At 63.3% G+C, this 25,836-nt stretch carries 22 protein-coding genes and 1 pseudogene; 9 read left to right on the forward strand and 14 right to left on the reverse strand.

Annotated features, from left to right (window positions below):
* Window positions 1-128, reverse strand: a pseudogene (locus tag BM382_RS32235) (heme utilization protein); the annotation flags it as partial.
* 374 nt (window positions 129-502) lie between these two features.
* Between BM382_RS32235 and BM382_RS09115 the strand changes: the two are divergent.
* Window positions 503-1,258, forward strand: a complete 756-nt coding sequence (locus BM382_RS09115; RefSeq protein ID WP_015636788.1) for a COG4705 family protein — start codon at window positions 503-505, stop codon at window positions 1,256-1,258.
* Window positions 1,259-1,351: 93 nt separating this feature from the next.
* On the opposite strand, the gene BM382_RS09120 is transcribed toward BM382_RS09115, so the two are convergent.
* The 4 genes from BM382_RS09120 to BM382_RS09135 all read right to left on the reverse strand — a co-directional run bounded on the left by BM382_RS09120 (window position 1,352) and on the right by BM382_RS09135 (window position 7,710).
* The gene (locus BM382_RS09120) at window positions 1,352-2,674 is read right to left on the reverse strand and encodes an MFS transporter (protein ID WP_011063058.1); all 1,323 of its coding nucleotides are present in this window, start codon (window positions 2,672-2,674) and stop codon (window positions 1,352-1,354) included.
* Window positions 2,675-2,938: 264 nt separating this feature from the next.
* Window positions 2,939-4,273 carry a sigma-54-dependent transcriptional regulator gene (locus tag BM382_RS09125; RefSeq protein ID WP_011063057.1) on the reverse strand — a complete coding sequence of 445 codons (1,335 nt, stop codon included), beginning with the start codon at window positions 4,271-4,273 and terminating at the stop codon, window positions 2,939-2,941.
* On the reverse strand, window positions 4,267-6,033 hold the full coding sequence (locus BM382_RS09130; protein ID WP_011063056.1) for an ATP-binding protein: 1,767 nt from the start codon (window positions 6,031-6,033) through the stop codon (window positions 4,267-4,269). Before BM382_RS09130 ends, BM382_RS09125 begins: the two co-directional genes overlap by 7 nt.
* Window positions 6,034-6,186: 153 nt before the next feature.
* Window positions 6,187-7,710: a fumarate hydratase gene (locus BM382_RS09135; RefSeq protein WP_011063055.1), complete on the reverse strand. Its 1,524-nt coding sequence runs from the start codon at window positions 7,708-7,710 to the stop codon at window positions 6,187-6,189.
* Window positions 7,711-8,047: 337 nt separating this feature from the next.
* Between BM382_RS09135 and BM382_RS09140 the strand changes: the two genes are divergently transcribed.
* Genes BM382_RS09140 through BM382_RS09150 form a run of 3 tightly spaced genes read left to right on the forward strand, consistent with a single transcriptional unit; the run spans window position 8,048 to window position 10,863 of the window.
* On the forward strand, window positions 8,048-9,154 hold the full coding sequence (locus BM382_RS09140) for a GGDEF domain-containing protein (protein WP_053153483.1): 1,107 nt from the start codon (window positions 8,048-8,050) through the stop codon (window positions 9,152-9,154).
* The gene (locus BM382_RS09145; RefSeq protein ID WP_011063053.1) at window positions 9,147-10,085 is read left to right on the forward strand and encodes an iron-sulfur-binding ferredoxin reductase; all 939 of its coding nucleotides are present in this window, start codon (window positions 9,147-9,149) and stop codon (window positions 10,083-10,085) included. Before BM382_RS09140 ends, BM382_RS09145 begins: the two co-directional genes overlap by 8 nt.
* 28 nt (window positions 10,086-10,113) lie before the next feature.
* Complete coding sequence (locus tag BM382_RS09150; RefSeq protein WP_047288807.1) at window positions 10,114-10,863, forward strand: enoyl-CoA hydratase-related protein; 750 nt, start codon at window positions 10,114-10,116, stop codon at window positions 10,861-10,863.
* A gap of 83 nt (window positions 10,864-10,946) precedes the next feature.
* Here the strand turns inward: BM382_RS09150 and pyk are convergent, their stop codons facing one another.
* A complete protein-coding gene (gene pyk / locus BM382_RS09155; RefSeq protein WP_011063051.1) occupies window positions 10,947-12,398 on the reverse strand; it encodes a pyruvate kinase in 1,452 nt (483 codons plus the stop codon).
* A gap of 157 nt (window positions 12,399-12,555) precedes the next feature.
* Between pyk and BM382_RS09160 the strand changes: the two genes are divergently transcribed.
* Window positions 12,556-12,930 (forward strand): hypothetical protein, encoded by a 375-nt coding sequence (locus tag BM382_RS09160; protein ID WP_072442661.1) that lies wholly within the window; start codon window positions 12,556-12,558, stop codon window positions 12,928-12,930.
* A gap of 219 nt (window positions 12,931-13,149) precedes the next feature.
* A complete protein-coding gene (locus BM382_RS09165; protein WP_011063049.1) occupies window positions 13,150-13,509 on the forward strand; it encodes a PilZ domain-containing protein in 360 nt (119 codons plus the stop codon).
* Between the two features lie 15 nt (window positions 13,510-13,524).
* On the opposite strand, the gene BM382_RS09170 is transcribed toward BM382_RS09165, so the two are convergent.
* The 6 genes from BM382_RS09170 to BM382_RS09195 are packed head-to-tail and all read right to left on the reverse strand — an operon-like array spanning window position 13,525 to window position 20,291.
* Window positions 13,525-14,856, reverse strand: coding sequence for a DUF58 domain-containing protein (locus BM382_RS09170; protein WP_072442666.1), 1,332 nt, complete (start codon window positions 14,854-14,856; stop codon window positions 13,525-13,527).
* Window positions 14,857-14,869: 13 nt separating this feature from the next.
* Window positions 14,870-15,895 (reverse strand): AAA family ATPase, encoded by a 1,026-nt coding sequence (locus tag BM382_RS09175; protein WP_015636785.1) that lies wholly within the window; start codon window positions 15,893-15,895, stop codon window positions 14,870-14,872.
* The gene (locus BM382_RS09180) at window positions 15,892-17,055 is read right to left on the reverse strand and encodes a DUF4350 domain-containing protein (protein ID WP_072442668.1); all 1,164 of its coding nucleotides are present in this window, start codon (window positions 17,053-17,055) and stop codon (window positions 15,892-15,894) included. Before BM382_RS09180 ends, BM382_RS09175 begins: the two co-directional genes overlap by 4 nt.
* Window positions 17,052-18,602 (reverse strand): DUF4129 domain-containing protein, encoded by a 1,551-nt coding sequence (locus BM382_RS09185; protein ID WP_072442670.1) that lies wholly within the window; start codon window positions 18,600-18,602, stop codon window positions 17,052-17,054. The genes BM382_RS09180 and BM382_RS09185 overlap by 4 nt, the downstream gene beginning before the upstream one ends.
* The gene (locus BM382_RS09190) at window positions 18,589-19,569 is read right to left on the reverse strand and encodes a stage II sporulation protein M (RefSeq protein WP_011063044.1); all 981 of its coding nucleotides are present in this window, start codon (window positions 19,567-19,569) and stop codon (window positions 18,589-18,591) included. The genes BM382_RS09185 and BM382_RS09190 overlap by 14 nt, the downstream gene beginning before the upstream one ends.
* A complete protein-coding gene (locus BM382_RS09195) occupies window positions 19,566-20,291 on the reverse strand; it encodes an RDD family protein (RefSeq protein ID WP_011063043.1) in 726 nt (241 codons plus the stop codon). Before BM382_RS09195 ends, BM382_RS09190 begins: the two co-directional genes overlap by 4 nt.
* Window positions 20,292-20,473: 182 nt before the next feature.
* Between BM382_RS09195 and sbcB the strand changes: the two genes are divergently transcribed.
* Window positions 20,474-21,901 carry an exodeoxyribonuclease I gene (gene sbcB, locus BM382_RS09200; RefSeq protein ID WP_072442672.1) on the forward strand — a complete coding sequence of 476 codons (1,428 nt, stop codon included), beginning with the start codon at window positions 20,474-20,476 and terminating at the stop codon, window positions 21,899-21,901.
* A 104-nt stretch (window positions 21,902-22,005) separates the two neighbouring features.
* Here the strand turns inward: sbcB and mvaT are convergent, their stop codons facing one another.
* Window positions 22,006-22,380, reverse strand: coding sequence for a histone-like nucleoid-structuring protein MvaT (gene mvaT / locus BM382_RS09205; protein ID WP_011063041.1), 375 nt, complete (start codon window positions 22,378-22,380; stop codon window positions 22,006-22,008).
* A 346-nt stretch (window positions 22,381-22,726) separates the two neighbouring features.
* Between mvaT and purU the strand changes: the two genes are divergently transcribed.
* Both purU and BM382_RS09215 read left to right on the forward strand, forming a co-directional pair.
* Window positions 22,727-23,575 carry a formyltetrahydrofolate deformylase gene (gene purU / locus BM382_RS09210; protein WP_011063040.1) on the forward strand — a complete coding sequence of 283 codons (849 nt, stop codon included), beginning with the start codon at window positions 22,727-22,729 and terminating at the stop codon, window positions 23,573-23,575.
* Window positions 23,576-23,643: 68 nt separating this feature from the next.
* Window positions 23,644-23,826 (forward strand): hypothetical protein, encoded by a 183-nt coding sequence (locus BM382_RS09215; protein ID WP_011063039.1) that lies wholly within the window; start codon window positions 23,644-23,646, stop codon window positions 23,824-23,826.
* Between the two features lie 40 nt (window positions 23,827-23,866).
* Here the strand turns inward: BM382_RS09215 and BM382_RS09220 are convergent, their stop codons facing one another.
* Window positions 23,867-25,756, reverse strand: coding sequence for a methyl-accepting chemotaxis protein (locus BM382_RS09220; protein WP_011063038.1), 1,890 nt, complete (start codon window positions 25,754-25,756; stop codon window positions 23,867-23,869).
* Window positions 25,757-25,836: the final 80 nt, after the last annotated feature.

The raw sequence follows: 25,836 nt of genomic DNA on the forward strand, positions 1-25,836 counted from the left end.
GCGGAACCGGTGCGGTCGTAGCCATCGGCAGCGAAGGTGGCAGAACCGGTGCGATCGTAGCCATCAGCGGCGAAGGTGTTGGCAGCCAGTACCGAGAGGGTCAGGGCGAGGATCAGTTTGCTTTTCATGATGGTGACTCCGGGTTCGTTGAGGTGAATACGTTGCTTGGGATGAATCCTACTCCGGTAAAGTTGATATAAAAGCGCAAATTAATGCTTATAAATATCTACTTTATCGATGTTTATGAGGTCAGCCCTCGCCGCCAAATACCGCGTTCAAGCCTCACTGCATAGACGAGCCAAGTACCCACTTGGATTCATTAGCAGGCTATGCATCCAGCATTAACTGATCATTAATTGAGCAGATTGCTTGTAAGAAAATATTTCAACGATTTTTTCATCCGCGCCTTACCTGTTTTTCACCCCTTGACGTTCAGCCTCCGCGCAGGCCTGCAGTCCATAGACAGGCCGCCTTGAATGCGACCTTTGGAGCACCTTTGCGAATGAACAAGCTACCCCAGATCACCCTGGCCTTCTGGGTCATGAAAATCTGCGCGACCACCCTCGGCGAAACAGCGGGGGATCTGCTGTCGATGACCCTGAATGTGGGTTATGCCATCAGCTCGATGATTCTGATCAGTGTGTTCCTGCTGACCCTGGTCACCCAGCTGTGGTCCAAGACCTACAACCCGGTGCTGTACTGGATCGTGATCCTCTCCACCAGTACCGCCGGCACCACCATGTCGGATTTCATGGACCGCACCCTGGGCCTGGGCTATGCCAGTGGCTCGTTGATACTGATCGGTATTCTGCTGGCGATCTTCGCGCTCTGGCGTCTGAGCGGCGACTCGCTGAACGTCAACAAGATCCAGACCTTTCGCGGCGAGATGTTCTATTGGATGGCGATCCTGTTTTCCAACACCCTGGGCACCGCCCTCGGCGACTACCTGGCGGACGATTCGGGGCTGGGCTTTGCCGGCGGGGCGCTGTTGATCGGCTTGACCATCGCCGTGGTGGTGCTGCTCAAGTACTTCACCAGGCTCTCGTCGGTGCTGTTGTTCTGGGTCGCTTTCGTATTGACCCGGCCGTTCGGCGCAACCTTGGGCGACTTCCTCACCAAACCCCACGAAAAAGGCGGCCTGGATTTCGGCACCATCGGCTCGTCGGCGGTATTGGCGGGAATCCTGCTGGTGATGATCGTGGGGGCGGCCTGGGCCCAGAACCGCGATGGGCGCCAGGGCGCTGCCGAACTTTCCTGACCTGTACAGCCTCTGTAGGAGCCGGCTTGCCGGCGAAAGCTTCCCCACAGATCGCGAAAAGCGCCCGGGCCTTGCACCCGGGCGTTGTTGTTTTCAGTCAGTCTCGATCCGCGAATGCTTGCGGGTGTCTTTCATGGTCGCGTAGACCAGCAGCGAACAGGCGATGCAGGCGGTGACGTACCAGTAGTAGCCGGTTTCCATACCGATGCTCTTGAACCACAGGGCGATGTATTCGGCGGTACCGCCGAAGATCGACACGGTCAGTGCGTACGGCAGGCCCACGCCCAGGGCGCGGATTTCCGTAGGGAACAGCTCGGCCTTGACCACCGCGTTGATCGAGGTGTAGCCGCTGACGATGATCAGCGCCGCCATGATCAGGAAGAACGCGCCCCACCAGGTCTGGATGGTGTGCAGGGTGGTGAGGATCGGCACGGTGAACAGGGTGCCGAGGATACCGAAGGCAATCAGGATCGGGCGCCGGCCAACCTTGTCCGAGAGAGCACCGATCACCGGTTGCAGGCACATGAACAGGAACAGCGTGGCGGCGGAAATGGTGGTGGAGTCGGAGATGCTCATGCCGACAGTGTTCACCAGGTATTTCTGCATGTAGGTGGTGTAGGTATAGAAGGCCAGGGTGCCGCCCATGGTCAGGCCGACCACGGTCATCAACTCCTTGGGATGACGCATCAGGGTGCGCATCAGGCTTTCCTTGGGCTTTTCCTTCTTCTTGGTGAAGGACTCGGTTTCTTCCATGCCGCGACGCAGGTACAGGGCTACCACGGCGCAGAGGGCACCGATGCCGAACGGAATCCGCCAGCCCCAGGACTGCAGTTCCTCGGTGGTCAGAATGTTCTGCAGCACGATCAGCACCGCCAGGGCGATGAGCTGGCCGGAGATCAGGGTCACGTACTGGAAGCTGGAGAAGAAGCCACGACGTTCCTTGGTCGCCATCTCGCTGAGGTAGGTGGCCGAGGTACCGTATTCACCGCCTACCGACAGGCCCTGCATCAGGCGCGCCAGCACCAGCAGGATGGGGGCGCCGACGCCGATGGTTTCGTAACCGGGGGTCAGGGCGATGATCAGCGAGCCGAAGCACATCAGCAGCACCGAGGCCATCAAGGCGGCCTTACGCCCTTTGCGGTCGGCATACAGCCCCATCAGCCAGCCACCGATCGGGCGCATCAGGAAGCCCACGGCGAAGATCGCGGCGGTGTTCAGCAGTTGGGCGGTGGTGTCGCCCTTGGGGAAGAAGACTTTGGCGAAGTACAGCGAGAAGGCGGCGTAGACGTACCAGTCGTACCACTCGACCATGTTGCCCACGGAGCCGCTGAAGATCGACTTCAGGCGGCTGGCGGTGGTCTTTTCTGTGGCGGGCGCAGCCGCCGACCCGGCAGGCAGGGTATTAGAGATATCCATGAAGGACCCTTCTATTCATTGTTTTTGTGGAGTGCGCGCGAGCGCAGCCTGCTGGGGCTATAGCAGGACCTGTGCCAAGGGCGAGAAGCCCGGGCTAGAGGGGGGGAGGCGGGAGTAATGAGCGGAAATCCGCCTATCGGCACCTTGCGGGTAAGCGGGAAATTGCCGAAAGCGGCCGTGCCCCTGGGCATGTGGGCGAAGGCGTCGATGGGGGCGGTGCCGGGCTTGAGGGCTGATTCTCCGGCAAGCCGGGTCCTATAGGGGTTACTCCTCCTTGAGGAACTGTTCCCTGGTCAGTCCATGGCGCTGCATCTTTTCGTTAAGAGTCCGGCGGGGCAGTTGCAGCTCGTTGAGCACCGCCTTGATATCACCCTTGTGCCGGCTCAGGGCCGCGCGCAGGCATTGGGCCTCGAAGGCTTCCTGTTGCGCCGCCAGGGACTGGCCGGGTTCGATGGCGTCGGGTTCCGGCTCGCCCAGGCCCAGCACCTGGCGCTCGGCGGCGTTGGCCAGCTCGCGCACGTTGCCCGGCCAGTCGTGGCTGAGCAGGCGGCTCAGTTGCGCGCCGCTCAAGGGCGCGACGCTGCGCCCCAGGCGTTCCCCGGCATTCTGGGCAAAGTGCTCGTAGAGCAGTGGGATGTCCTCGCGGCGCTCGCGCAAGGGTGGCAGGCGCAGTTCAGCCACGGTCAGGCGGTAGGCCAGGTCTTCACGGAAACGCCCGGCACGGGCCTCGTCCAGCAGGTCGGGCTTGGTGGCGGCGATGATCCGCAGGTCGACCTTGATGCTCTGGTTGGAACCCAGGCGTTCCAGCTTCTGCTCCTGCAACACCCGCAGCAGCTTGACCTGCTGGGCCAGGGGCATGCTTTCGATCTCGTCGAGAAACAGCGTGCCGCCGTCGGCGTATTCCAGCTTGCCGATGCGTTTGCCCTGGGCGCCGGTGAAGGCGCCGCTTTCATGGCCGAACAGCTCGGCCTCGAACAACTGCTCGGGGATCGCCGCGCAGTTCAGGGCGACGAAGGGCTTGCCGGCCCGCGGGCCGAAGTCGTGCAGGCAGCGGGCAATCAGTTCTTTGCCGCTGCCGGTCTCGCCGCGGATCAGCACGTTGACCGGCAGGGCTGCCAGTTCCAGTACCTGGCGGCGCAGGGTCTGCAAGGCCCTGGAGACCCCCAGCAAGGTGGCGTCGAGCTTGGCCCGGCTGTCGGCCTGTTGGTGCAGGCGGCGGTTTTCCAGGACCAGGCGGCGCTTGTCCAGGGCCCGGCGCAGGCTGCTGAGCAGGGTGTCGGGGCTGAAGGGTTTTTCCAGGAAGTCGTAGGCCCCGTCGCGCATGGCTTCCACCGCCATGGGGACATCGCCGTGGCCTGTGAGCAGGATGATCGGCAGGTCCGGGTCCAGGCGCTGGACCTGGGCCAGCAGTTCCAGGCCACTGATGCCGGGCATGCGCACATCGCTGAGGATCACCCCGGGAAAGTTCTTCGGCAGTTGCGCCAGACAGTCCTCGGCCCGGCTGAACAGCTGGACCTCGAAGCCCGACAGGCTCAGCCACTGCTCGACGGCGGTACGTATGCTGGCTTCGTCGTCCACCACGATCACTGAGTTCAGCATTGGATATGGGCCTCCAGGTCGATGGGCAGGCTCAGGGTGAACACCGCCCCTTGCTCCTGGTTGGCCACGCTCAGGCGGCCACCCAGCTCGTGGACTATGGCATAGGACACCGCCAGCCCCAGCCCCAGGCCATCACCCACCGGTTTGGTGGTGAAGAATGGATCGAAGACGCTCAGCAAGTGTTCCTCGGCAATACCGCCGCCGTTGTCGGCCACCCGCAGTTGCCAGAGCTGGTCTTCGGCTTCGAGACTGATCTCCAGGCGCTTGTGCGGTTTGTCCTGCATGGCGTCCAGGGCATTGCGCAGCAGGTTGATCAGCACCTGTTCCAGGCGGATGGCGTCGCCCCGGACCCAGGCCGGGCGGGTCAGTTGCAGCACCACTTCGACGTCTTCGGCACGCAGCCGGGCTTCCAGCAAGTGCAGCGACTGGTCCACCACAGCGGTCAGGTCCAGGCGTTCTCGCAGGCCACTGGGGCTCTTGCGGGCGAAGGTCTTGAGATGGCTGGTGAGGGCGGCCATGCGGGTCAGCATGTCGTCCAGTGGGCGCAGGGCTTTGTAGGCTTCGTCCACCCGGCCGTGATCCAGCAACAGCCTGAGGGTTGCCAGCTGCATGCGCTGGGTGGTCAGGGGCTGGTTGATTTCGTGGGCCAGGGCGGCGGACATCTGCCCCAGGGCCGCGAGCTTGGCCGATTGCACCAGGCCTTCCTGGGCGGTGCGCAGATCGCGGGTACGTTCCTCCACCAGTTGCTCCAGCTCCTGGCGATTGCGCTGGCGGACTTTCCCCAGGCGCCAGCGCTGGTTGAGGAACAGCAGCAGGAACACCAGGGTCAGCCAGGCACCGGCGGCGGCAAGCCCGGCATTGCGGGTTTCCTCGAAGGCATTCGGCGGTTTGCGCAGCAGGTGCAGGGTCCAGCCTTCGGCGGCCAACGGCAGGGACTCCCAGAGGTAGCTGGCGCGGCCCTCGGGGCCTTCGACCCGGGCCAGGCTGCTGTTGTCGTCAAAGCGTTGCAGCGTCTGGTGCTGCAGCGGGGTCAGGGGCTGTTTGTCGTACTGGCGGGTGAGCTTGATTTCTTCCAGGTCGTTGCTCGACAGCGGCTGCAAGTGCCGGTAGCGCCAGCCTGGCTGGTTGGCGATGAACACGATGCCCCGGGCATCGCTGACCAGCAGGGTGTCGTTGCCCTGGCTCCATTCATGTTCCAGCTCGGGGAATTCCAGCTTCACCACCATGGCCCCGAGGAAGTCCTGGTTGTCGGCCTTGACTGCGCTGGCCAGGAAATACCCCGGGATGCCGCTGGTCACGCCCACCGCGTAGAAGCGCCCGCTGCCCTGGCTGCGGGTCTGCTTGAAGTAGGGGCGAAAGCCGTAGTTGTGGCCCACGTAGCTGCTGGGCAGGCGCCAGTTGCTGGCGGCCACGGCCAGGCCCTCATGGTTCAGCAGCTCCAGGGTCGAGGAGCGGGCCGCGCCATTGATCTTTTCCAGCTTGCGGTTCAATGCGTCCTGGGTTTCGGTGGCCACAGGCCCCTGCAGCGCCGCGCGCAGTTCCGGGTCCAGGGCCAGGACCGCCGGCAGGGCGCGATAGCGTTCGATCAGGGTATGCAGCGAGTTGGCATACAGCCCCAACTGCTCATTGGCACGGGCGGCTTCCTCCACCAGCGTCTGCCGTTCTGCATGGCGCATGGCCAGGCCGGCGCTGAGCACGGTGCCAGCAAGAATCACCAGGATATAGAACGTCAAGCGGAGGGGGCGAGAGATCTGGGCCATGAGTCGGGGCAGGCTGCAATGGGGGCGGGAACGATAGCATGAGCGCCGGGGCTAACGTTGATCGCGGACAGTGTCGGGAAAGGGCGGTGCATAAAAAAAGCGGCGGGCCATTCAATGAACAGCACCGCCGCCTGGGCCGAACGGAGGAAGGGCTTACTGCACTTCTACCGCCAGGCTGTCACTGATCTTCTTCTGCCAGATGGCGGGACCTGTGATGTGCACCGACTCGCCCTTGCTGTCGACTGCGACGGTCACCGGCATGTCCTTGACCTCGAATTCGTAGATCGCTTCCATGCCCAGTTCGGCAAAGGCCAGGACCTTGGACTTCTTGATCGCCTGGGCTACCAGGTAGGCAGCACCGCCGACGGCCATCAGGTACACGGCCTTGTTGTCCTTGATCGCTTCGATCGCGGTCGGGCCGCGCTCGGACTTGCCGATCATGCCCAGCAGGCCGGTCTGCTCGAGGATCTGGCGGGTGAACTTGTCCATCCGCGTGGCGGTGGTCGGGCCAGCCGGGCCGACCACTTCGTCACCGACCGGATCGACCGGGCCGACGTAGTAGATGAAGCGACCCTTGAGGTCCACCGGCAGGGTTTCGCCCTTGTTCAGCATCTCGACCATGCGTTTGTGCGCAGCGTCGCGGCCGGTGAGCATCTTGCCGTTGAGCAGTACGGTTTCGCCCGGCTTCCAGCTTTGCACTTCTTCCGGGGTCAGGGTGTCGAGGTTGACCCGACGGGCCGACGGGCCGGCTTCCCAGACGATTTCCGGGTAGGCGTCCAGCGGTGGCGCTTCCAGGCTCGCCGGGCCGGAGCCATCCAGTACGAAGTGCGCGTGACGGGTGGCGGCGCAGTTGGGGATCATGCACACCGGCAGGGAAGCGGCGTGGGTCGGGTAGTCCATGATCTTCACGTCGAGCACGGTGGTCAGGCCACCGAGGCCCTGGGCGCCGATGCCCAGCTGGTTGACCTTCTCGAACAGCTCCAGGCGGATCTCTTCGATGCGGTTCTGCGGGCCACGGGCCTTGAGCTCGTGGATGTCGATGGATTCCATCAACACTTCCTTGGCCATCACTGCCGCTTTCTCGGCGGTGCCGCCGATACCGATGCCCAGCATGCCCGGTGGGCACCAGCCGGCGCCCATGGTCGGAACGGTCTTGAGTACCCAGTCGACGATCGAGTCGGACGGGTTGAGCATGGCCATCTTCGATTTGTTCTCGGAGCCGCCGCCCTTGGCCGCCACGTCCACTTCCACGGTGTTGCCCGGGACGATGGAGTAGTGGATCACCGCGGGGGTGTTGTCCTTGGTGTTTTTCCTGCTACCTGCCGGGTCGGCCAGGATGGAGGCGCGCAGGACGTTTTCCGGCAGGTTGTAGGCGCGACGCACGCCCTCGTTGATCATGTCGTCCAGGCTCATGGTGGCGCCGTCCCAGCGCACGTCCATGCCCACGCGCACGAATACCGTGACGATGCCGGTGTCCTGGCAGATCGGCCGGTGGCCGGTGGCGCACATGCGCGAGTTGATCAGGATCTGCGCTATGGAATCACGGGCAGCCGGCGATTCTTCCCGCAGGTAGGCCTCGTGCATCGCCTGGATGAAGTCCACGGGGTGGTAGTAGGAAATGAACTGCAGGGCGTCGGCAACGCTCTGAATCAGGTCGTCTTGCTTGATCACGGTCATGAGTCGCGCTCCTCTAAAAGACGGGAACATTTAATAAGGTGCCTGCACTTGGGTGCATCGGTCGGATGCAGGCACCTTCTAAGGCACGCCGGACAGACAACTGGCGCGACGCTAAAAAGGCGCGGCAGTATACCTCGCCTGGGGGTTGGGTACACCCGCCGGCCGGGCCAACCAAAGTCGCCCATCGGATGGGCACTGTTCTTGCCTGAGTCGGCGCTGAAACCTGGTGACGGGGTTTTAAATTTGAATAGTCATTTGCCGGGCTCAGCACTAAAGTGGCAAGTGGCCTGCAGGGTAGGAAACTCTTTAAGCCTCCTTTCTCACGGTGAGTCAACGATTGACCCATAAAGCCATCCAGAGCCTGTTATTCAAGCGCTTCGCCATTGCCGCGGGCACTTACGCACTGATCCTGCTGCTGTTCTGGCTGGCCGTCGTCACGGGGCATTCCCGTGCTTCGAGCGGCAGCGCGCTGCTGGGCACTGGCCTGGTGCTGGCCAGCCAGGGGCTGCTGTGCTGGGTGTTCGTCAGCGGACGCAACCTGCAGTTCGCCGACCCCAGCCTGACCGAAGTCCAGGTGGTTCTGGGCATCGCCTGGCAGACCTGGCTGATGGCCCATCTGGATCAGGCCCGCGGGGTGTTCCTGGTGTTCTACCTGCTGCCGTTGCTGTTCGGCCTGTTTCACCTCTCCCGCCGGGCCTATCTGCGCAGCGCGGCGCTGATCTTCTTCTGCTTTGCCGGGGTCAACCTGTGGGACGGCTATCGCCTGCTCCTCGGTGATCCGCAACTGGCCGCACTGCAGGTCTGCGTGCTGCTGGTGATGCTGGTGTGGATGTGCCTGTATGCCGCCTATGTCCAGGCTTCGCGCTCACGCATGCGCCAGCGGCGCTTTGCCTTGCAGGCCCATCAGGACACGCTGCGAGGCATGATGCGACAGCTGGAGGACCTGGTAGCCACCGATGAACTGACCGGCCTGTTCAACCGCCGGCATTTCCTGCGCATTGCCAGCCGCGAGCTGCAAGCCATGGATCAGGAGCAAGTGCATGGGCTGGCGCTGATCGACCTGGACCATTTCAAGCGCATCAACGATCTCCACGGCCATGCTGCCGGCGACCAGGTACTGCAGGCCTTCGCCGCGGTGGCCACGGCTTGCCTGCGCGATGGCGACGTATTGGCCCGTTACGGTGGCGAGGAATTCGTGGTACTGCTGCCCGAGTGTGACGCCGAGCGCCTGACCTCCTGCTGCGAGCGTTTGCGCCTGGCGTTCACCGAAGTGCAACTGGTGGGCCTTAACGTACGAGACCTGAGCCTGTCGGCGGGGATGACCCTGCTGCGGGCCGGCGACGATCTGGACCATGCCCTGCAACGCGCCGATCAGGCGCTGTATCGGGCCAAGCGCGACGGTCGCAATCGTTGCTCTGCGGCCTGGGAAAACCTCGATGCCTGAATTGACCGTTGGCAGCCGGTGCTGGCCGGTGGCGCCTGGAAGCAACCTGCTGGATGCCCTGAATCAGGCTGGCGTGACGGTGCCCTACAGTTGCCGCGCCGGTAGTTGCCATGCCTGCCTGGTGCATTGTGTCCAGGGCTTGCCCAGCGATAGCCGGCCGGATGCCTTGAGCGACGAACAGCGCCGGCTCGGCTGGCGCCTGGCTTGCCAGTGCCAGGTGGTGGAGGACCTGCACGTCGAGACCTTCGACCCTGTGCGTGATGGCCTGCCTGCGACGGTGAGCGGCCTGGACTGGTTGTCGAGCTCGGTCCTGCGCCTGCGCCTGCAGCCGCAGCGGCCCTTGCGTTACCGCGCCGGCCAGCATTTGGTGCTGTGGGCCGCCGGCCAGATCGCCCGGCCTTATTCCCTGGCCAGCCTGCCGGAAGACGACCGCTTTCTGGAGTTCCACCTGGATTGCCGGCATCCGGGCCAGTTCAGCGATGCGGCGCGCCAGTTGCAGTTGGGCGATCCGATGCGCCTGGGGGAGTTGCGGGGCGGCGCCTTGCACTACGATCCGGACTGGCAGCAGCGCCCACTCTGGCTACTGGCCGCGGGAACCGGCCTGGCGCCGCTGTTCGGCATACTGCGCGAGGCCCTGCGCCAGGATCACCAGGGCCCCATCCGCATCATTCACCTGGCCCATGACAGCAGTGAGCATTACCTGGCCAAACCCCTGGCGGCCCTGGCGGCGAACCGAGCCCAGCTGTCCGTCGAGCTGTGGACCGGGGCCGAGCTGACAGCCGCTTTGGCGCAACTGCGGCTTGTTTCCCGGCAAACCCAGGCCTTACTCTGCGGTCACCCTGACAGTGTCGAAGCCTTCGCCCGGCGCCTGTACCTGGCGGGGCTGCCGCGCAATCAACTGCTGGCCGATGTGTTCCTGCCCCGTGGTTGAGCGCTGATTCTTCCAGAGCGAGATCCCCATGACCGATGCCATCGAGTTGCAACGTGAGGGCGGGCTGCTGACCCTGCGCCTGAACCGTCCCGACAAGAAAAACGCCCTGACCCGCGCCATGTACGCTCGCCTGGCCGACGCCCTGAGCGAGGCCGATGGCGATCCCGAGATCAACGCCGTGCTGATCTGCGGCAGCAGCGAATGCTTTACCGCCGGCAATGACATCGCCGACTTCCTCCAGCAACCGCCCCGGGACCTCGACAGCCCGGTGTTTCGCTTCATGCGCAGCCTTGTGCAATGTCGCAAGCCGGTGGTGGCCGCAGTGGCCGGCGCGGCAGTAGGCATCGGCACCACGATGCTGCTGCATTGCGACCTGGTCTATGTCAGTCGCGATGCACGGCTGCGCATGCCGTTCGTCAACCTGGGGCTGTGCCCGGAATTTGGTTCGAGCCTGATCCTGCCGCGCTTGCTGGGGCAGGCCAAGGCGGCGGAGTTGCTGTTGCTGGGCGAAGGCTTCAGTGGCGAACAGGCCGCCGCCTGGGGGATTGCCAGCGCCGCCCTGGGGGATGGTGTGGCCACCTTGGCCAAGGCCCGGGAGGCGGCCTTGCGTTTCAGCCAGTTGGCGCCCGAAGCGGTGCAGGTGAGCAAGCGCCTGATGAAGGCGCCGGACCGCGAGCAACTGCGCCAGGTCATTGAGCAAGAGGGCGTGGAATTCACCCGGCGCCTGCAGTCCCCGGAAGCCATCGCCGCGTTGTCCGGGTTTCTCAGCAAGGGCTGAGGCCGTGGACAGCGGTTTCACGCGGGCATGAAAAAGCCCCGGTGTTTTCGGCACCGGGGCTTTTTGTTCAGCAAGGCTAAGACTCAGACCATCGGGTCGCCCACGTGCAGGATCTTCATGCCGTTGGTGCCGCCGGTGGTGTGGTAGCTGTCGCCCTTGGTGAGAATCACCCAGTCGCCTTTCTCTACGACACCGCGCTTGAGCAGCTCATCGATCGCTGCCTGGCTGACCTGCTCGGGCGGCAGGGAAGCCGGGTCGAACGGGATGGTGTAGACGCCACGGAACATGGCTGCGCGAGCCTGGGTTTCGCGGTGCGGGGAGTAGGCGTAGATCGGCACCGAGGAGCGAATGCGCGACATGATCAGCGGGGTGTAGCCACTTTCGGTCAGGGCGATGATCGCCTTCACGCCCGGAAAGTGGTTGGCGGTGTACATGGCGGCCAGGGCGATGCTCTGGTCGCAGCTTTCGAACACCTTGCCCATGCGGTGGCTGGAGGTCTTGCTGGTGGGGTGCTTTTCCGCACCGACGCAGATCCGCGCCATGGCCTGCACCGCTTCCAGCGGGTAGGCACCGGCGGCGCTTTCCGCCGAGAGCATCACCGCATCGGTGTAGTCGAGCACGGCGTTGGCCACGTCGGACACTTCGGCGCGGGTCGGCATCGGGTTCTGGATCATCGACTCCATCATCTGGGTCGCAACGATCACCGCCTTGTTGTGGCGACGGGCGTGCAGAATGATTTTCTTCTGGATGCCCACCAGCTCGGCGTCGCCGATTTCCACGCCCAGGTCGCCACGGGCAACCATGACCGCGTCGCTGGCCTTGATCAGGCCGTCGAGGGTTTCGTCGTCGGCCACCGCTTCGGCGCGTTCGATCTTCGCTACCAGCCAGGCAGTACCACCGGCTTCGTCACGCAGCTTGCGCGCGTATTCCATGTCGGCGGCGTCCCGTGGGAAGGACACGGCCAGGTAATCGACTTCCATCTCGGCCGCGAGCTTGATGTCGGCCTTGTCTTTCTCGGTCAGGGCCGGAGCGGTCAGGCCACCACCACGACGGTTGATGCCCTTGTGGTCGGACAGCGGGCCGCCGATGGTCACCACACAATGCAGCTCGGTGGCGGTGGCGGTTTCCACACGCATCACCACGCGGCCGTCGTCCAGCAGCAGCTCGTCGCCCACGCCGCAGTCCTTGACCAGATCCGGGTAGTCGATGCCGACGATATCCTGGGTGCCTTCGGTCAGCGGATGGCTGGTGGAGAAGGTGAACTTGTCACCGATCTTCAGCTCGATGCGCTTGTTGGCGAATTTGGCGATGCGGATCTTCGGGCCCTGCAGGTCGCCGAGGATGGCCACGAAGCGGCCGTGCTTGGCTGCCAGGTCGCGGACCAGTTTGGCGCGAGCCTTGTGCTCGTCCGGAGTGCCGTGGGAGAAGTTCAGACGGGCAACATCCAGGCCCGCGAGAATCAGCTGTTCGAGAACTTCCGGCGAGTTACTGGCCGGGCCAAGGGTGGCAACGATTTTGGTACGACGAACGGACATGCACGGACTCCTGAGTTCAAGCGCAACGAGAGGCTACTATGCTCCGAAGTTGTAGTCATTGTTCGTTTGCACTACTTATTGCTTTGTTTGTTTACCGCAACAACCTTGAAGATTTTTGCCGATGAGTCGATACACTGCACAAGACAGGAGATACCCCATGCGATTCGTACTCATTGCTGCCCTGGCCGTCAGTGTTGTCGGCTGTACCCGCTGGTCCATGGACCATCATTTGAATAACGCCTACCGCGCTTATGACCGCGGCAACTGCGAGAGCGTGATGCTCGAGTTGAGCCAGGTCGACCGTGACAGCCGTGCCCGTCGCTACATCCAGCCGGAAGTGTCGATGCTGCGCGGGCAATGCCTGGAGCGCCAGAAGTTGTTCGTCGATGCCGCGCAGACCTACCAGTTCATCATTACCCAGTACCCCACCAGCGAGTACGCGTTTCGCGCCCGGGCTCGCCTGGATACCCTGCAACAGTTGGGGCACTTCCCGGCAAATGGCGCCGCTCAAGTTCGTCGCACGGCGTTGTAAAAGAGATTCACTAGGGGGCGGTGTAATTGCCCCTCGTGCTTGAGCTAACATCTGCACAGGCTGTTCGAAAACTGCCCCGGCCCGGCTGGTGGCAGTGGCGTTGGAATCCTTCTGGCAGTCTTCCTCGCGCATCGAATCCGGGAGGGCGGGCCGATATCAGGGCCTGTTCCGAAGCACTAGTGCGGTCATGCTTAATGACCTTTCATAGCGATACCCAGCATGTTCATGGAACCTCGGATCGAGCGGCACCAACTGCCGTCCTTTTTAAAAGTATTCAATCGTTTCACCGACAAGCCGGTGGGTTTCCTTGGCAACCTGTCGGCCGACGGGCTGATGCTGATCAGCCAGTTGCCGATGCTGATCGGTGCCGAATTCGACTTGCGGGTGAAAGTCCCCGGCGGTGACGGCCAGGTGCAGTTCATCGACTTCAGCGCCTGCTGCCTCTGGTGCCATGAGGACCTGACGCCGCACCACTACGACAGCGGTTTCAGCCTGTTGCGGGCCGGTGCGGAGTTTGTCGAGCTGGAGCAGGCGTTGCGTCATTACTTCAGCTTTCACCCGTTGCAGACCTCGGCCTGAGGCGCTCGGCAGCAGCTACAGGCTGCCGGCTTTCTTCCAGCTCAGATAGCGGCTGACCAGTTCGGCCCCCAGTTCTCCCGGGCGGGCGTCGAGCAGGGCGACGCCGTGAGCGCTCAGGCGTTCGTGCAGCTCGGCGCGGCTGTTCAGGTAGTTCACCGTCGCGCTGTAGGCCAGGGCTTCGGGCAGGGTTTGCACCGGGCTCTGGCGCAACTGGTCGAGCACCTCTTCGCGCAGGCTGGCCACCAGCACCCGATGCTGGCGGCCGATGCGCTTGACCGCCGTCAGCAGTTCCTGGTCATCCTCGTCCCGCAGGTTGGTAATCAGCACCACCAGTGCCCGGCGTTTCTGCCGGGCCAGCAGCTCGCTGGCGGCGGCCTGGTAATCGGCGGGGCGCTGGCTGGTGTCCAGGTCGTAGACGCCATTGAGCAGCACGCTCAACTGGGCCGAGCCCTTGACCGGTGCAAGGTAGCGCGAGCGTTCCCCGGCAAAGCTGTACAGGCCCACCGCATCGCCCTGGCGCAGGGCGACATAGCTCAGCAGCAGGCAGGCATTGAGGGCGTGGTCGAAGTGCGCCAGCTCGCCATCCTGGCTGCGCATGCGGCGCCCGCAGTCGAGCATGAAGATGATCTGCTGGTCGCGTTCGTCCTGGTACTCCCGGACGATGGGCGCGCGTTGGCGGGCCGTGGCCTTCCAGTCGATCTGCCGCAGGCTGTCGCCTTCGCGAAACTCCCGCAGTTGGTTGAACTCCAGGCCCAGGCCGCGGCGTTGTCGCTGGCGCACACCGAGTTGGCTGAGCCAGTTGTCCACCGCCAGCAATTGCGCGCCGTAGAGCCGGGCGAAGTCCGGGTAGACCCGGGTGCTGTCGTGCACCTTGAGCAGGCGCTTGGCGCTCCATAGTCCGAGAGGGCTGGGCAGGCTGACTTCGCACTGGTCGAAATTGAAGTGGCCGCGCTGCAGTGGGCGCACGTTATAGCCGATCCGGCTGACCTGCCCCGGCTCCAAGCGCGTGGACTGCGGCAGGTGCTCGAAGCCCAGGCCCTGGGGCGGGTGGTCGAACAGCTGCACATCCAGTGGTTGCCGGTAGTCGTGCAGGATCTCCAGTTGCACCTCGCTCCAGCGGCCCAGGGGCAGGCTGCCGGGTAGCTGGCGCTGGATCTGCGGCGAGGCCACGCGCAGCAGGCGCAGGGCGTCCAGCAATGCCAGCAGCAACAACGCCAGCAGCAGGCCCCAGGCAATCGAATCCAGGCGCGGCAGGGCCTCGCTGCCCAGGGCGCGGGCGGCGCCGAGCAGGGTGTACAGGCCGGTCAAAGTACCCAGCCAGATCAACAGCAGACGGGTCGGCTTCATTGGCGTGGGCGGCTCACAGGCGCGGTGCCGGAATCTGTTCGAGCATCTGCTTGAGCACCTGTTCCACCGACAGGCCTTCGATGTCCAGCTCCGGGGCGACCCGTACTCGATGCCGCAGCACGGCCATGGCGCAGCCCTTTATGTCATCGGGAATCACGAATTCGCCGCCACGCAGCAGGGCTCGGGCACGAGCGCCGCGCACCAGGGCAATGGAGGCGCGGGGGCCGGCGCCCAGGGTCAGGCCTGGCCAGCTGCGGGTGGCCCGGGCCAGGCGCACGGCATAATCGAGCACCTGCTCGTCCAGGGGCAGTTCGCTGGCGATGCGCTGCAGGGCCAGTACGTCCTTGGCCTGGAGTACGGTGCGCAGAGGCTGTACATCGAGCATGTCGGCGCGGGTCGAGCGCGTCACCTGGCGGACCATGGTCAGTTCTTGTTCGGCATCCGGGTAGTCCATGCGCAGCTTGAGCATGAAGCGATCCAGCTCGGCCTCCGGCAGCGGGTAGGTGCCTTCCTGTTCGATGGGGTTCTGGGTAGCCAGGACCATGAACGGCTGGGCGATGGGCAGCGCTCGGCCTTCGAGGGTGACCTGACGTTCCTGCATGGCTTCCAGCAGGGCGGCCTGGGTCTTGGCCGGCGCGCGGTTGATCTCGTCCGCCAGCAGCAGGTTGGTGAACAGCGGGCCCTTGCGCAGCTTGAACTGCTCGGTCTGCAGGTCGTATACCGCATGCCCGGTGACGTCGCTGGGCATCAGGTCGGGGGTGAACTGGATGCGCGCGAACTCGCCGCCAAAGCAGCGGGCCAGGGCTCGTACCAGCAGGGTCTTGCCGAGCCCGGGTACGCCTTCGAGCAGCACATGGCCGCCAGCGATCAGGGCGGTCAGCACATCATCGATGACCGCTTCCTGGCCGATCACCGCCTTCTGCAGTTCCAGGCGCACCGCCTGAGCCAGCTGGCTGGCCCGCTGGCGCTGCTGGGCAGCATGGACCTGAGGCTGTGGGGCCTCGGAAGGCTCGGGGAATTCGATCGGTTGTTCGCTCATAGGGCATTCCTGAGAGTTTGCAGGCGGGCGACCTGGTGGCTGAAATCAACGCTGGAAAGGCGCTGTCCGGACAAGGGTTGCAGGGCCTGTCGAATGGCCTCGACAGGTTGTTGGCTGAGCAGGGCCAGCACGTCCCACTGGGCCTCGGTCGGCAATTGCTCGAAGCCCGGGTGGCGGCGCCGCGCACGGCGCCGGATATCCAGTTGCAGGGCCTGCAGCAACGCACCCTGGCCAGCATGGCGCAGCAGGAAGTCGGCACTGGCCCGCAGGTGTTCACGCAGTTGACGCCGCGCCTTGGGGGCCGGAGCCAGCAACGGCCCGTGGCGCACGCCGGCCTGCCAGAGCCACAGGCCGAGCAGCAGGGCCAGGGCTACCAGCGCCTGGGGGAAATAGCGCCAGAGCAACTGCCAGAGGTCCGGGTGATCGGTATTGAACAGCAGCGTCACAGCGCTATCGGTATTGAGGTACCACAGCAGCCAGGCGTTGTCGTACAGGCCGATGGCCGGGGCTTTCCAGATATCGGCATCGGTGAGCACGATGACCGCGCCCTTGCCGTATTCAAGCTGGATCATGTGGGTCGCCACGCCGCTGTTGGCCCAGGATTGCGCCAGGCTTTGCGGGTCGTCCAGGTGGAAGTCGGTGTCGAAACTGATGTAGGCCGGAGCCTGTTCGTCTTCCAGGTAGACCTTGGTCAGCTTCGGATAGGCATCGTCGGCTTCCGGCTCCGGTGGCTCGTCAAGGTCCTGGCTGAGCTGCTGGTGGATCTGCACCTGGTCCAGCAGCAGGTCGCCGCTCTTCTGGCTGTCCTCGTCCCACAGGGCCTCGGCGACGAAGAGCAGGCGGCCGCCGGCGCGGGCCCACTCCAGGAGCTGGTCGACCTGGGGCGGGCTCATGTTCGAGCGCTCTCCCAGCAGCAACAGGCTGTTGCCGGCCGGGGGCAAGCTGGCCAGGACATCCAGGCTATTGGTGTGTTGTACCTTGAGGCCACGTTCACGCAGGAACATCTCGGCCGCCAGGTAGGGGTTGGCCCGGGCCTCGGGGGAGGGGCCGTGATCGACCAATTCCTGATAGGGAGTGGCATGGCGATACAGGTAATAGCCGCCGGCCCCGAGGACCAGAGCCAGGAACAGGACCAGGCCGCCCCACAGGTAGCGCTTCATGGCTGTGCTCCGGGGCCGAACAGGCTGCGCCAGGCGCCGCACAGTTGTGGTTGCAGATCGGCGCCGGGTACCTGATGACCGTACGCCATGTTCTGCCAGTGGCGGGTCAGGCTGATGCTGAAGGCCTCCAATTGTGGCTGCTGCAGCGCCTTGATGCGCTCCAGCACCTGGCCTTCGGTATCGGCCACGCTGAGGGGCAGGTGGAAGTTTTCCAGCAAGCGACTGAGCAGCGCCCGGTACAGCAGGCCCAGGGCCTCCCGGGGCTGGCTGGCCCAGAGTTCAGCGGCGCGGGCGGCGACATCGGCGGGCAGGGTTTCGCTGCTGACTTCCAGCCCGAACAACTGCTGGGGCATGGCCGCGGGGCGTTTCTTGCGCGGCAGCGGACGACGGCTGACGAAGGCCTGCAGCCAATCGCGGTAGCGCCAAATCAGCCAGCCCAGAGCCGCCAGCAGCAACCCCCAGAGCAGAATCTCCAGGCCCTTGGCGACCCCGCCGAAACTGTCCTTGCCCAGGCTTTCCAGCAGGTTCTTGAGCCAGCCTGGAGGCTTGCCCTTGGCGTCCTTCTTCTGGGCTTGCTGGTCACCGAAACGGTAGCGAGTGACCGACTCCTGGTTCTTGAAGGGGGGCTTGTCCAGGATGGCCTGGATGCTGTCCCTGGAGGCCTTGCTGGTCAGCGGTTGCTGCAGCAGCCGCGGGGTCTCGGGACCGGCCGCGGAACTGCTGGGGGCGGCGGCCCAGAGCGCTTGGGTCGGTGCCAGGAACAGCAGGCCGGCGAGCAAGAGCAACGTGCTGGCACCGGTCAGGCGCTGGCGCAGGCGACGGAACACCAGCTCGATGTCCCAGGCCTCCAGCTCGGTGCGTCGGTTCAGGTACAGGCTGAAACCGCAGGCCACGTAGATCGGCTCCCAGATCACCAGGACCAGGGCGTAGAAGACGTTGGTCAGGTGTTCCAGCCATAGCCAGTCCTGTTGGGCGGCGATCATCAGGCTCTGCCAGCTCCAGTCCACTTCGACCTGTTGTGGCAGCAGCAGGTAGAACAGCACCATCAGGCCAATCCACAGGGCGCCTTCCAGGTGCATGCCAATCAGGGTCAGCCAGCGCGCGGCACCGGCATTTTTCTGTAGCAGCACCGCCAGGCGTTGTTGCCGGGCGTCGGCGCTCAGGCCTTCAAGTTGTACCACCGGCAGGGTGAAGCTGCGGCTCATGCTGAAGCGGCGCCAGGTCAGGCTGGCCAGCAGTTGCGGCTTGAGCAGGCGGGGCCATTGTTTCAGCGCTTGCCCCAGGCTGGGTGTTTCGCCGAACAGGGCTTTAGACAGAATAAACAGCGGCAGGCGTTCGAAGGCCGGCTTCAGCCACCAGAACAGCAGGATCGCCAGCGACGGCGATTCCCAGAGCAGCAGGCTCAGCAGGGCGAACACTGGCAGGCTGACGATGGCCCAACTGGTCATCAGCAAGCGCCGATGACGCTGGCTCAGTAGCACGCCCAGGTCCATGGCCTCCCAGGCGCTGCGGGGGCGGATCACCACGCTGGCATCACTCAGGCGCATGGGATTCACGTCCGGCCAGGGTCAGGTAGGCCGCCACCAGGCCCCAAAGGGCACTGCCGACGCTGTATTTGACCCAGGCGGCCGGCCAGGTCATGGAGGACCAGTAGGCTTCGACAAAGGCGGCGATCAGCAAGAAGCCGATGACGCCGTAGATCAGTTGCACGCTGACGCGCGCGGCTTGCAGCAGGGCTTCGCCGCGGGTCAGGCGGCCCGGCGCGATCAACGCCCAGCCAAGTTTCAGCCCGGCGGCGCCAGACAGGGCAATGGCGCTGAGTTCAAAGGCGCCGTGGCCGATCACGAATGGCCAGAAGGTCTGGCCGAAGCCGATCTGGGTCAGGTGGCCGGCAATGGCGCCGATCATCAGGCCGTTGAAAAACAGGAAGAACACACTGCCCACGCCGAACAGCAGGCCGCTGGCAAAGGTCTGAAAGGCGATCCCGATGTTGTGCATGATGTAGTAGCCGAACATCACCCAGTCTTCGCTCGAGGCCCGTTCGGCGGCCCGCCCCAGGCGCCCGGCTGTAGGGTCGTACATGCCCTGCATCTCGCTGACTTGCTGCGGGCTCACCAGGCTGTAGATCAGATCGGGAAACAGGTACACCAGCACCCCGATGGCCAGCAGGCTGCCGAAGAACAGCAGGCTGGCCAGCAGCACCAGGCGCCACTCCTGACGCACCAGACGGGGGAAACCGGCCAGCACGAAACTCAACAGATTGGCCCCGAAGGCGCTGCGCTGTCGGTACAGCTGCTGGTGGCCACGCAGGGCCAGTTGTTGCAGCGGATCGATCAGGTAGCTGCTGTAGCCGCGTTCTTCGGCCAGGGCCAGGTGCTGGCACAGGCGCCGGTAGTCCTGGACGAAGCTCTGGCATTCCTCGGCTTTGGCCCGGCCATGTTCCAGACGCTCGAGCAATTGCTCGAACTGTTGCCATTGCGCCTGGTGGCGGTGTTCGAAAAGGCTTTGTTTCATGGGGTTCCCAGGAAGCCGCGGGCAATGCCATTGAGTTCGGCCGTGGCCTGGGCACTGGGTACATGCAGCGGTTGTGCGAGGATGCCGGCCAGTTCCCGGGTACGTTCGGCCGACAGCTGGCCCTGGCGCTCGGCAAAGCCGAGGATCGCCCGTTGCTCATTCAGGCTCAGGGCGAAGGGCGCGGTGCGGGGGACGGCTGGCGGCAGTTCGGGGCGTTTGACCGGCTGCTCGCGGTAGATCACCAGGGTGCCGGCGGCCAGATCGCCGAGGCGTTTGAAGGTCGGGTGCTGCAGGCAACTGATGGCGCCGAGGAAATAGCCGAAAGGCAGCATGTCGGCAAAGCGCAGCAGGTTGCGGGTCAGGGAGGCACTCCAGCCAATCGGGGTGCCGTCGTCCTGCACCACTCGCAGCCCCATCAGTTGCTTGCCGGGGGAGCGACCCTGGTTCAGCACCTCGAACAGCACCATGTACCACCAACTGATGAGGAACAGCAGGATGGAGCCGAGGCCGACGCCGACTTCGTCGAAAAAGCCCAGGATGATGAACAGCAGGCCCAGCACCAGCCCGCGGATGCCCAGGTCGAGACTGAAGGCCAGGGTGCGCACCAGCAACCCCGCAGGCCGCAGCGGCAGGTCGATGCCCTCGGGGGTTTCGACCTGGTAGCGCGTATCCAGTGGCGGGTGCAGCGATGCGTTCCTTGGCGTTGCTGTCGTCTCAAGCATGGGTAACTTATCGGCTTGGTCTGGTAAAAAATCCAGCGCCGATGCTAGCAGTGTCTGAGGGGCAAACGACATCATTAACTACGAATTCGCCAAGTCCAATGCCTTCGCCCCGGTTCGTGCAGCTGGCCCTGACGGCGCCTGAACGCCTAGACTGCGGCGGTCTTTCAGTTCAGGAACAGGCCGTGACTTCCCTCTTTTGGTACGACTACGAAACCACCGGCATCAATCCGCGTTGTGATCGCCCGTTGCAAGTGGCCGGTATCCGCACCGACCTGGCACTCAACGAGATCGACGAGCCGGTCAACCTCTACTGCCAGCCCAGCGACGATATCCTGCCCCATCCGATGGCTTGCATGATCACTGGCATCACCCCTGGCCGTCTGGCCGAACAAGGCCTGGGGGAGGCGGATTTCATGACCCGGGTGCACGAGCAACTGGCGCGCCCCGGGACCTGCGGCGTGGGCTACAACACCCTGCGTTTCGACGATGAGATGACCCGCTACAGCCTGTATCGCAATTTCTTCGACCCCTACGCCCGGGAGTGGCAGGGCGGCAACAGCCGTTGGGACCTGATCGACGTGGTGCGCACGGCTTATGCGTTGCGCCCCCAGGGGATCGTCTGGCCCGAGGAGCAGGGGCAGGTAAGCCTCAAGCTGGAGCGCCTGACCGCAGCCAACGGCATCGATCACGGCCAGGCCCATGACGCGCTGTCCGATGTCCGGGCGACCATCGCCCTGGCGCGATTGGTTCGCGACAAACAGCCCAGACTCTATGACTGGCTGTTCCAGTTGCGCAGCAAGCAGCGGGTGATGGATCAGGTCCGCCTGTTGCAACCCATGGTGCACATCTCCGGGCGCTTTTCTGCGGCGCGCCACTACATCGGCGTGGTCCTGCCCCTGGCCTGGCATCCACGCAATCGCAATGCCTTGATTGTCTGCGACCTGCACCTGGACCCTCAGGGGCTGTTGGAGTTGGACGCCGAAACCCTGCGCCAGCGTTTGTACACGCGCCGGGAAGATCTGCTCGAAGGCGAGTTGCCGGTGCCGTTGAAACTCATCCATATCAATCGCTGCCCGGTCGTGGCGCCATTGAGTGTTCTGCGCAGTGAAGATCAACAGCGGCTGCACTTGGACATGGAGCTATATCAGCGTCGGGCTGTGGCCTTGAGCGAAGCTCAAGAAGTTTGGCGGGATAAACTTTCGGTGATTTATGGGCCGGATGAATTTGCCGCAAGCGATGACCCGGAGCAACAGTTGTACGACGGTTTTATTGGTGACCGTGACCGGCGTTTGTGTGAGCAAGTACGTGAGGCTGACCCGTTGCACTTGGCCCAGCAACAATGGCCATTCGATGATGAGCGCTTGCCGGAATTACTCTTTCGCTACCGTGCCCGCAACTTTCCAGAAACATTGAACAAAGCCGAGCAAGAACGTTGGCTGGTTTTTTGTCAGCAGCGTTTGCTAGATCCGCGACTCGGTGCTCCCAATACCCTGGAAAGTTTCCGGCAAGGGCTTGAGCAATCGCTGTTAAGTGCGGACCCGGTGCAGCGTCAGGTTCTGGATCAATGGCAGGACTATGTGCAGGCCCTGACGAGGCGCCTGGCTCTTTGAGCAGCGGCCCCGCTCCTTGAGCGGGTTGCCAGGGCATAAAAAAACGCCAGCATGCTGGCGTTTTCTCTGTAGGGCTGCAAAGCCCGGGCGCTCAACGGAGAGGCTTAGCCCAGCAGGGTGGCCCAGCCTTCTACCACGTCGCCGCCCCACTTGGCTTTCCACTCTTTCAGAGTCTTGTGGTTGCCACCTTTGGTTTCGATGACTTCGCCGTTGTGCGGGTTCTTGTACTGTTTAACTTTACGGGCGCGCTTGGTGCCGGTGGTTTTAACCGCGGCGCGAGGTGCTTTAACTTTCGAGTCCGGATCCAGCAGGGCGATGATGTCGCGCAGGGATTTGGAGTACTCGCCCATCAGGCTGCGCAGTTTGCCTTCGAACTCCAGTTCGGCTTTCAGTTTGTCGTCTTGGGACAGGTTCTTCAAACGCGCTTGCAGTTCTTTGATGGCTTCTTCAGTGGCACGGTATTCGTTGATCAGGGACATGAGGACTACCTTATTGAGCGCTGAGTGGCTGGGTGACAGTGTCGCAATAATAGTCAGGGAGTTTGAGCAAGTAAACATAATACCGCTGTTTTACTCGTCTCTCTTAGTGTGTTTAGGCGTAAAAGACATTTCGCTATTTAATAGGTTGATGCATTCGGGCCGGTTATTCACAAACTAGTTGAGCACTATTTACAAGTGCCATTACGGCGCCTGGAGTAGCGGCCGCTAAGCCGGGCCGGAGCGGCCCTTGGTGATCTGCCCGGGGCGCTGGATGCAATGAATACTGCAGTTTTGTCGCGCAATCGCTAGAATGGCGACCTTTGCGAAGTTCTGGAGTTTCCCCCCCATGCGCACCTTTCGGTTGGTGATTTCTTGCCCTGACCGCGTTGGCATCGTTGCCAAAGTCAGTAACTTTCTAGCCTCCCACAACGGTTGGATCACCGAAGCGAGCCACCACTCGGACAATCTCAGTGGCTGGTTTTTCATGCGCCACGAGATTCGTGCCGATTCACTGCCCTTTGGCCTGGAGGCTTTTCGCGAGGCCTTTGCGCCGATCGCCGAAGAGTTCTCGATGGACTGGCGCATTACCGATACCGCCGAGAAAAAGCGCGTGGTACTGATGGCCAGCCGCGAATCCCACTGCCTGGCCGACTTGCTGCACCGCTGGCACAGCGATGAGCTGGATTGCCAGATCGCCTGTGTGATTTCCAACCACGATGATCTGCGCAGCATGGTCGAGTGGCACGGCATTCCTTATTACCACGTGCCGGTCAACCCGCAGGACAAGGAGCCGGCCTTCGCCGAGGTGTCGCGCCTGGTCAAGCAGCACGACGCCGAAGTGGTGGTGCTGGCGCGCTACATGCAGATCCTGCCGCCGGAGCTGTGCAGCGAGTACGCGCACAAGGTGATCAACATCCACCACAGCTTCCTGCCATCCTTTGTCGGTGCCAAGCCTTACCATCAGGCCTCGCTGCGCGGTGTGAAGCTGATCGGCGCAACCTGCCACTACGTCACCGAGGAACTGGACGCCGGTCCTATCATCGAGCAGGACGTGGTACGGGTCAGCCACAGCGACAGCATCGAGGACATGGTGCGTTTCGGTCGTGACGTGGAGAAAATGGTCCTGGCCCGCGGCCTGCGCTATCACCTGGAAGACCGTGTGCTGGTGCACGGCAACAAGACTGTGGTGTTCTGATTGAAAAAAAACCAGGCGCGGGGGTTCAATACCCCGCTCCTGGTTTTGCACATCACGAGGTCAGCCCGATGACCGATCCACTGGATAAAGCCACGTCCAAGGCACCCGCCACCCTCGGCGAAGGTTGCCTGAGCCGTTATGACCCCGATGAGTTGAGCCCTGACGACGGCACCGATTTTCCCGATGCCGCGCAGTTGTGGGAGCAATTGCAGCAGGAACCCCAGGCGCCATCCCGGCCCAAGCCTGCTTGAGCCTGCCGCCGGCTAGCCGGCGACAGGGCGTTGGGCGCTTTCAGATCCTGAAACTGCCCACCAGTTGCTTCAAGCGTGCTGCCTGCTGCTCCAGATCGGAGCAGGCCCGCAAGGTAGCCTGGAGGTTTTCCACGCCTTCCTGATTCAGCGTATTGATCTCGGTAATGTCCATATTGATGGACTCCACCACCGAGGTCTGCTCTTCGGTCGCCGTGGCCACCGACTGGTTCATGCCGTCAATCTCGCCTATGCGCTGGGTCACGCTGTTGAGTCGTTCCCCGGCCTGGTTGGCGATTTCCACGCTGTCCTGGCTGTGGCGCTGGCTGTTGCTCATGGTGCTCACCGATTCGCGGGCGCCCACTTGCAGCTCCTCGATCATGCCCTGCACTTGCTGCGCCGACTCCTGGGTGCGGTGCGCCAGGTTGCGCACTTCATCGGCAACCACGGCAAAGCCGCGTCCTGCCTCGCCGGCCCGGGCCGCTTCGATGGCCGCGTTGAGGGCCAGCAGGTTGGTCTGCTGGGAAATGCTGGTGATCACTTCGAGGATCTGCCCGATGTTCACGGTCTTGCTGTTGAGGGTTTCGATGTTGCTGCTGGAGGCGCTGATCATGTCCGACAGTTGGTTCATCGCCTGGATGCTGCGATCCACCACTTGCTGGCCGTCTTCGGCGAGGTTGCGCGCATCGCTGGCCTGTTGCGAAGCCTGGGCGGCATTGCGGGCGATTTCCTGGGCGGCGGCCCCGAGCTGATTGATGGCGGCGGCCACGCTGTTGGTGCGGCTGGCCTGCTCGTCGGAGTTGAGCATCGACGAGTTGGAGGCGCTGACCACGCGCAGGGCGACTTCGTTGACGTGCTCGGTGGCCGAGGACACTTCGCGGATCGAGCCGTGGATGCGTTCGACGAAACGGTTGAAGGCGGTGCCGAGGATACCGAACTCGTCCTGGTTATGGATGTTCAGGCGTCGAGTCAGGTCGCCTTCGCCATCGGCGATGTCCTGCATGGCGCGGGTCATCACGTGCAGCGGCTGCATCAGCAGGCGGATCAGCAGGCCCAGCAGGGCAATGGTCAGGGCCACGGCCGTCAGGGTGGCGATGATCGCCGAGGTGCGGAACTCGCTGAGCATGGCGAAAGCCTTGTCCTTGTCCACGGACAGGCCGATGTACCAGTTCACCGAGGACAGGCCCTTGATCTGGGTGAAGGTGACAATACGCGGCTTGCCATCGACAGTGATCTCGCTGAGTTCACTGCTGATCTTGGGGGTGTCCTGGGGGTAGACGTCCTTGAGGGTCTTCATCACCAGGTTCTTGTCCGGGTGTACCAGGATCTTGCCGTCGGCGCTGATCAGGAAGGCGTAGCCCATGCCGTCGAAGTCCAGGGCATTGATGCTGTCGGTGATTACTTGCAGGCTCAGGTCGCCGCCGACCACACCGATCCTCTGGCCGGCCTTGATCACGCTGTCGACGATGGAGATCACCAACTGGCCGGACGCCAGGTCGATATAGGGTTCGGTCAGGGCCGAGCCGCTGCTGTTTTCGGCACTCTTGTACCAGGGGCGGGCGCGAGGATCGTAGCCATCCGGCATCTTGCTGTTGGGACGGATGATGAAGGTGCCGTCATTGTTGCCCAGGTAGGCCCCCATGAAGGTCGAGCTGACGGATTTCTGTTCCAGCAGGTTGCTGACATTCGCAGGGTCCGTGTTGAGGGCCACCGACTGGGAGATGTTCTCGATCAGCAGGGCGCGACCGGCGAGCCAGGTCTGAATATTTTTTGCCGTGACGTCGCCCATTTCCTGAAGATAGTTGTCCAGATCATCACGAATGGCGTTGCGTTGCAGGTAATCGTTGTAGAGCGTGAATAGTGCAAATGCAGCTATGACGATCAGCGAGGCGGCAAGCAGGATCTTGTGGCTGAAGCGCAGATTTTTGTTCATGGCTTGGGGTGTCCGCTAAGGTCTTTGAGTCCAGGGCATCGGGTTGGAAAAACGCACAGAAGGGCGGTGTTATAAGTAAG

The organism is Pseudomonas sp. NFPP25 (assembly GCF_900116505.1).
GTDB lineage: Bacteria > Pseudomonadota > Gammaproteobacteria > Pseudomonadales > Pseudomonadaceae > Aquipseudomonas > Aquipseudomonas protegens.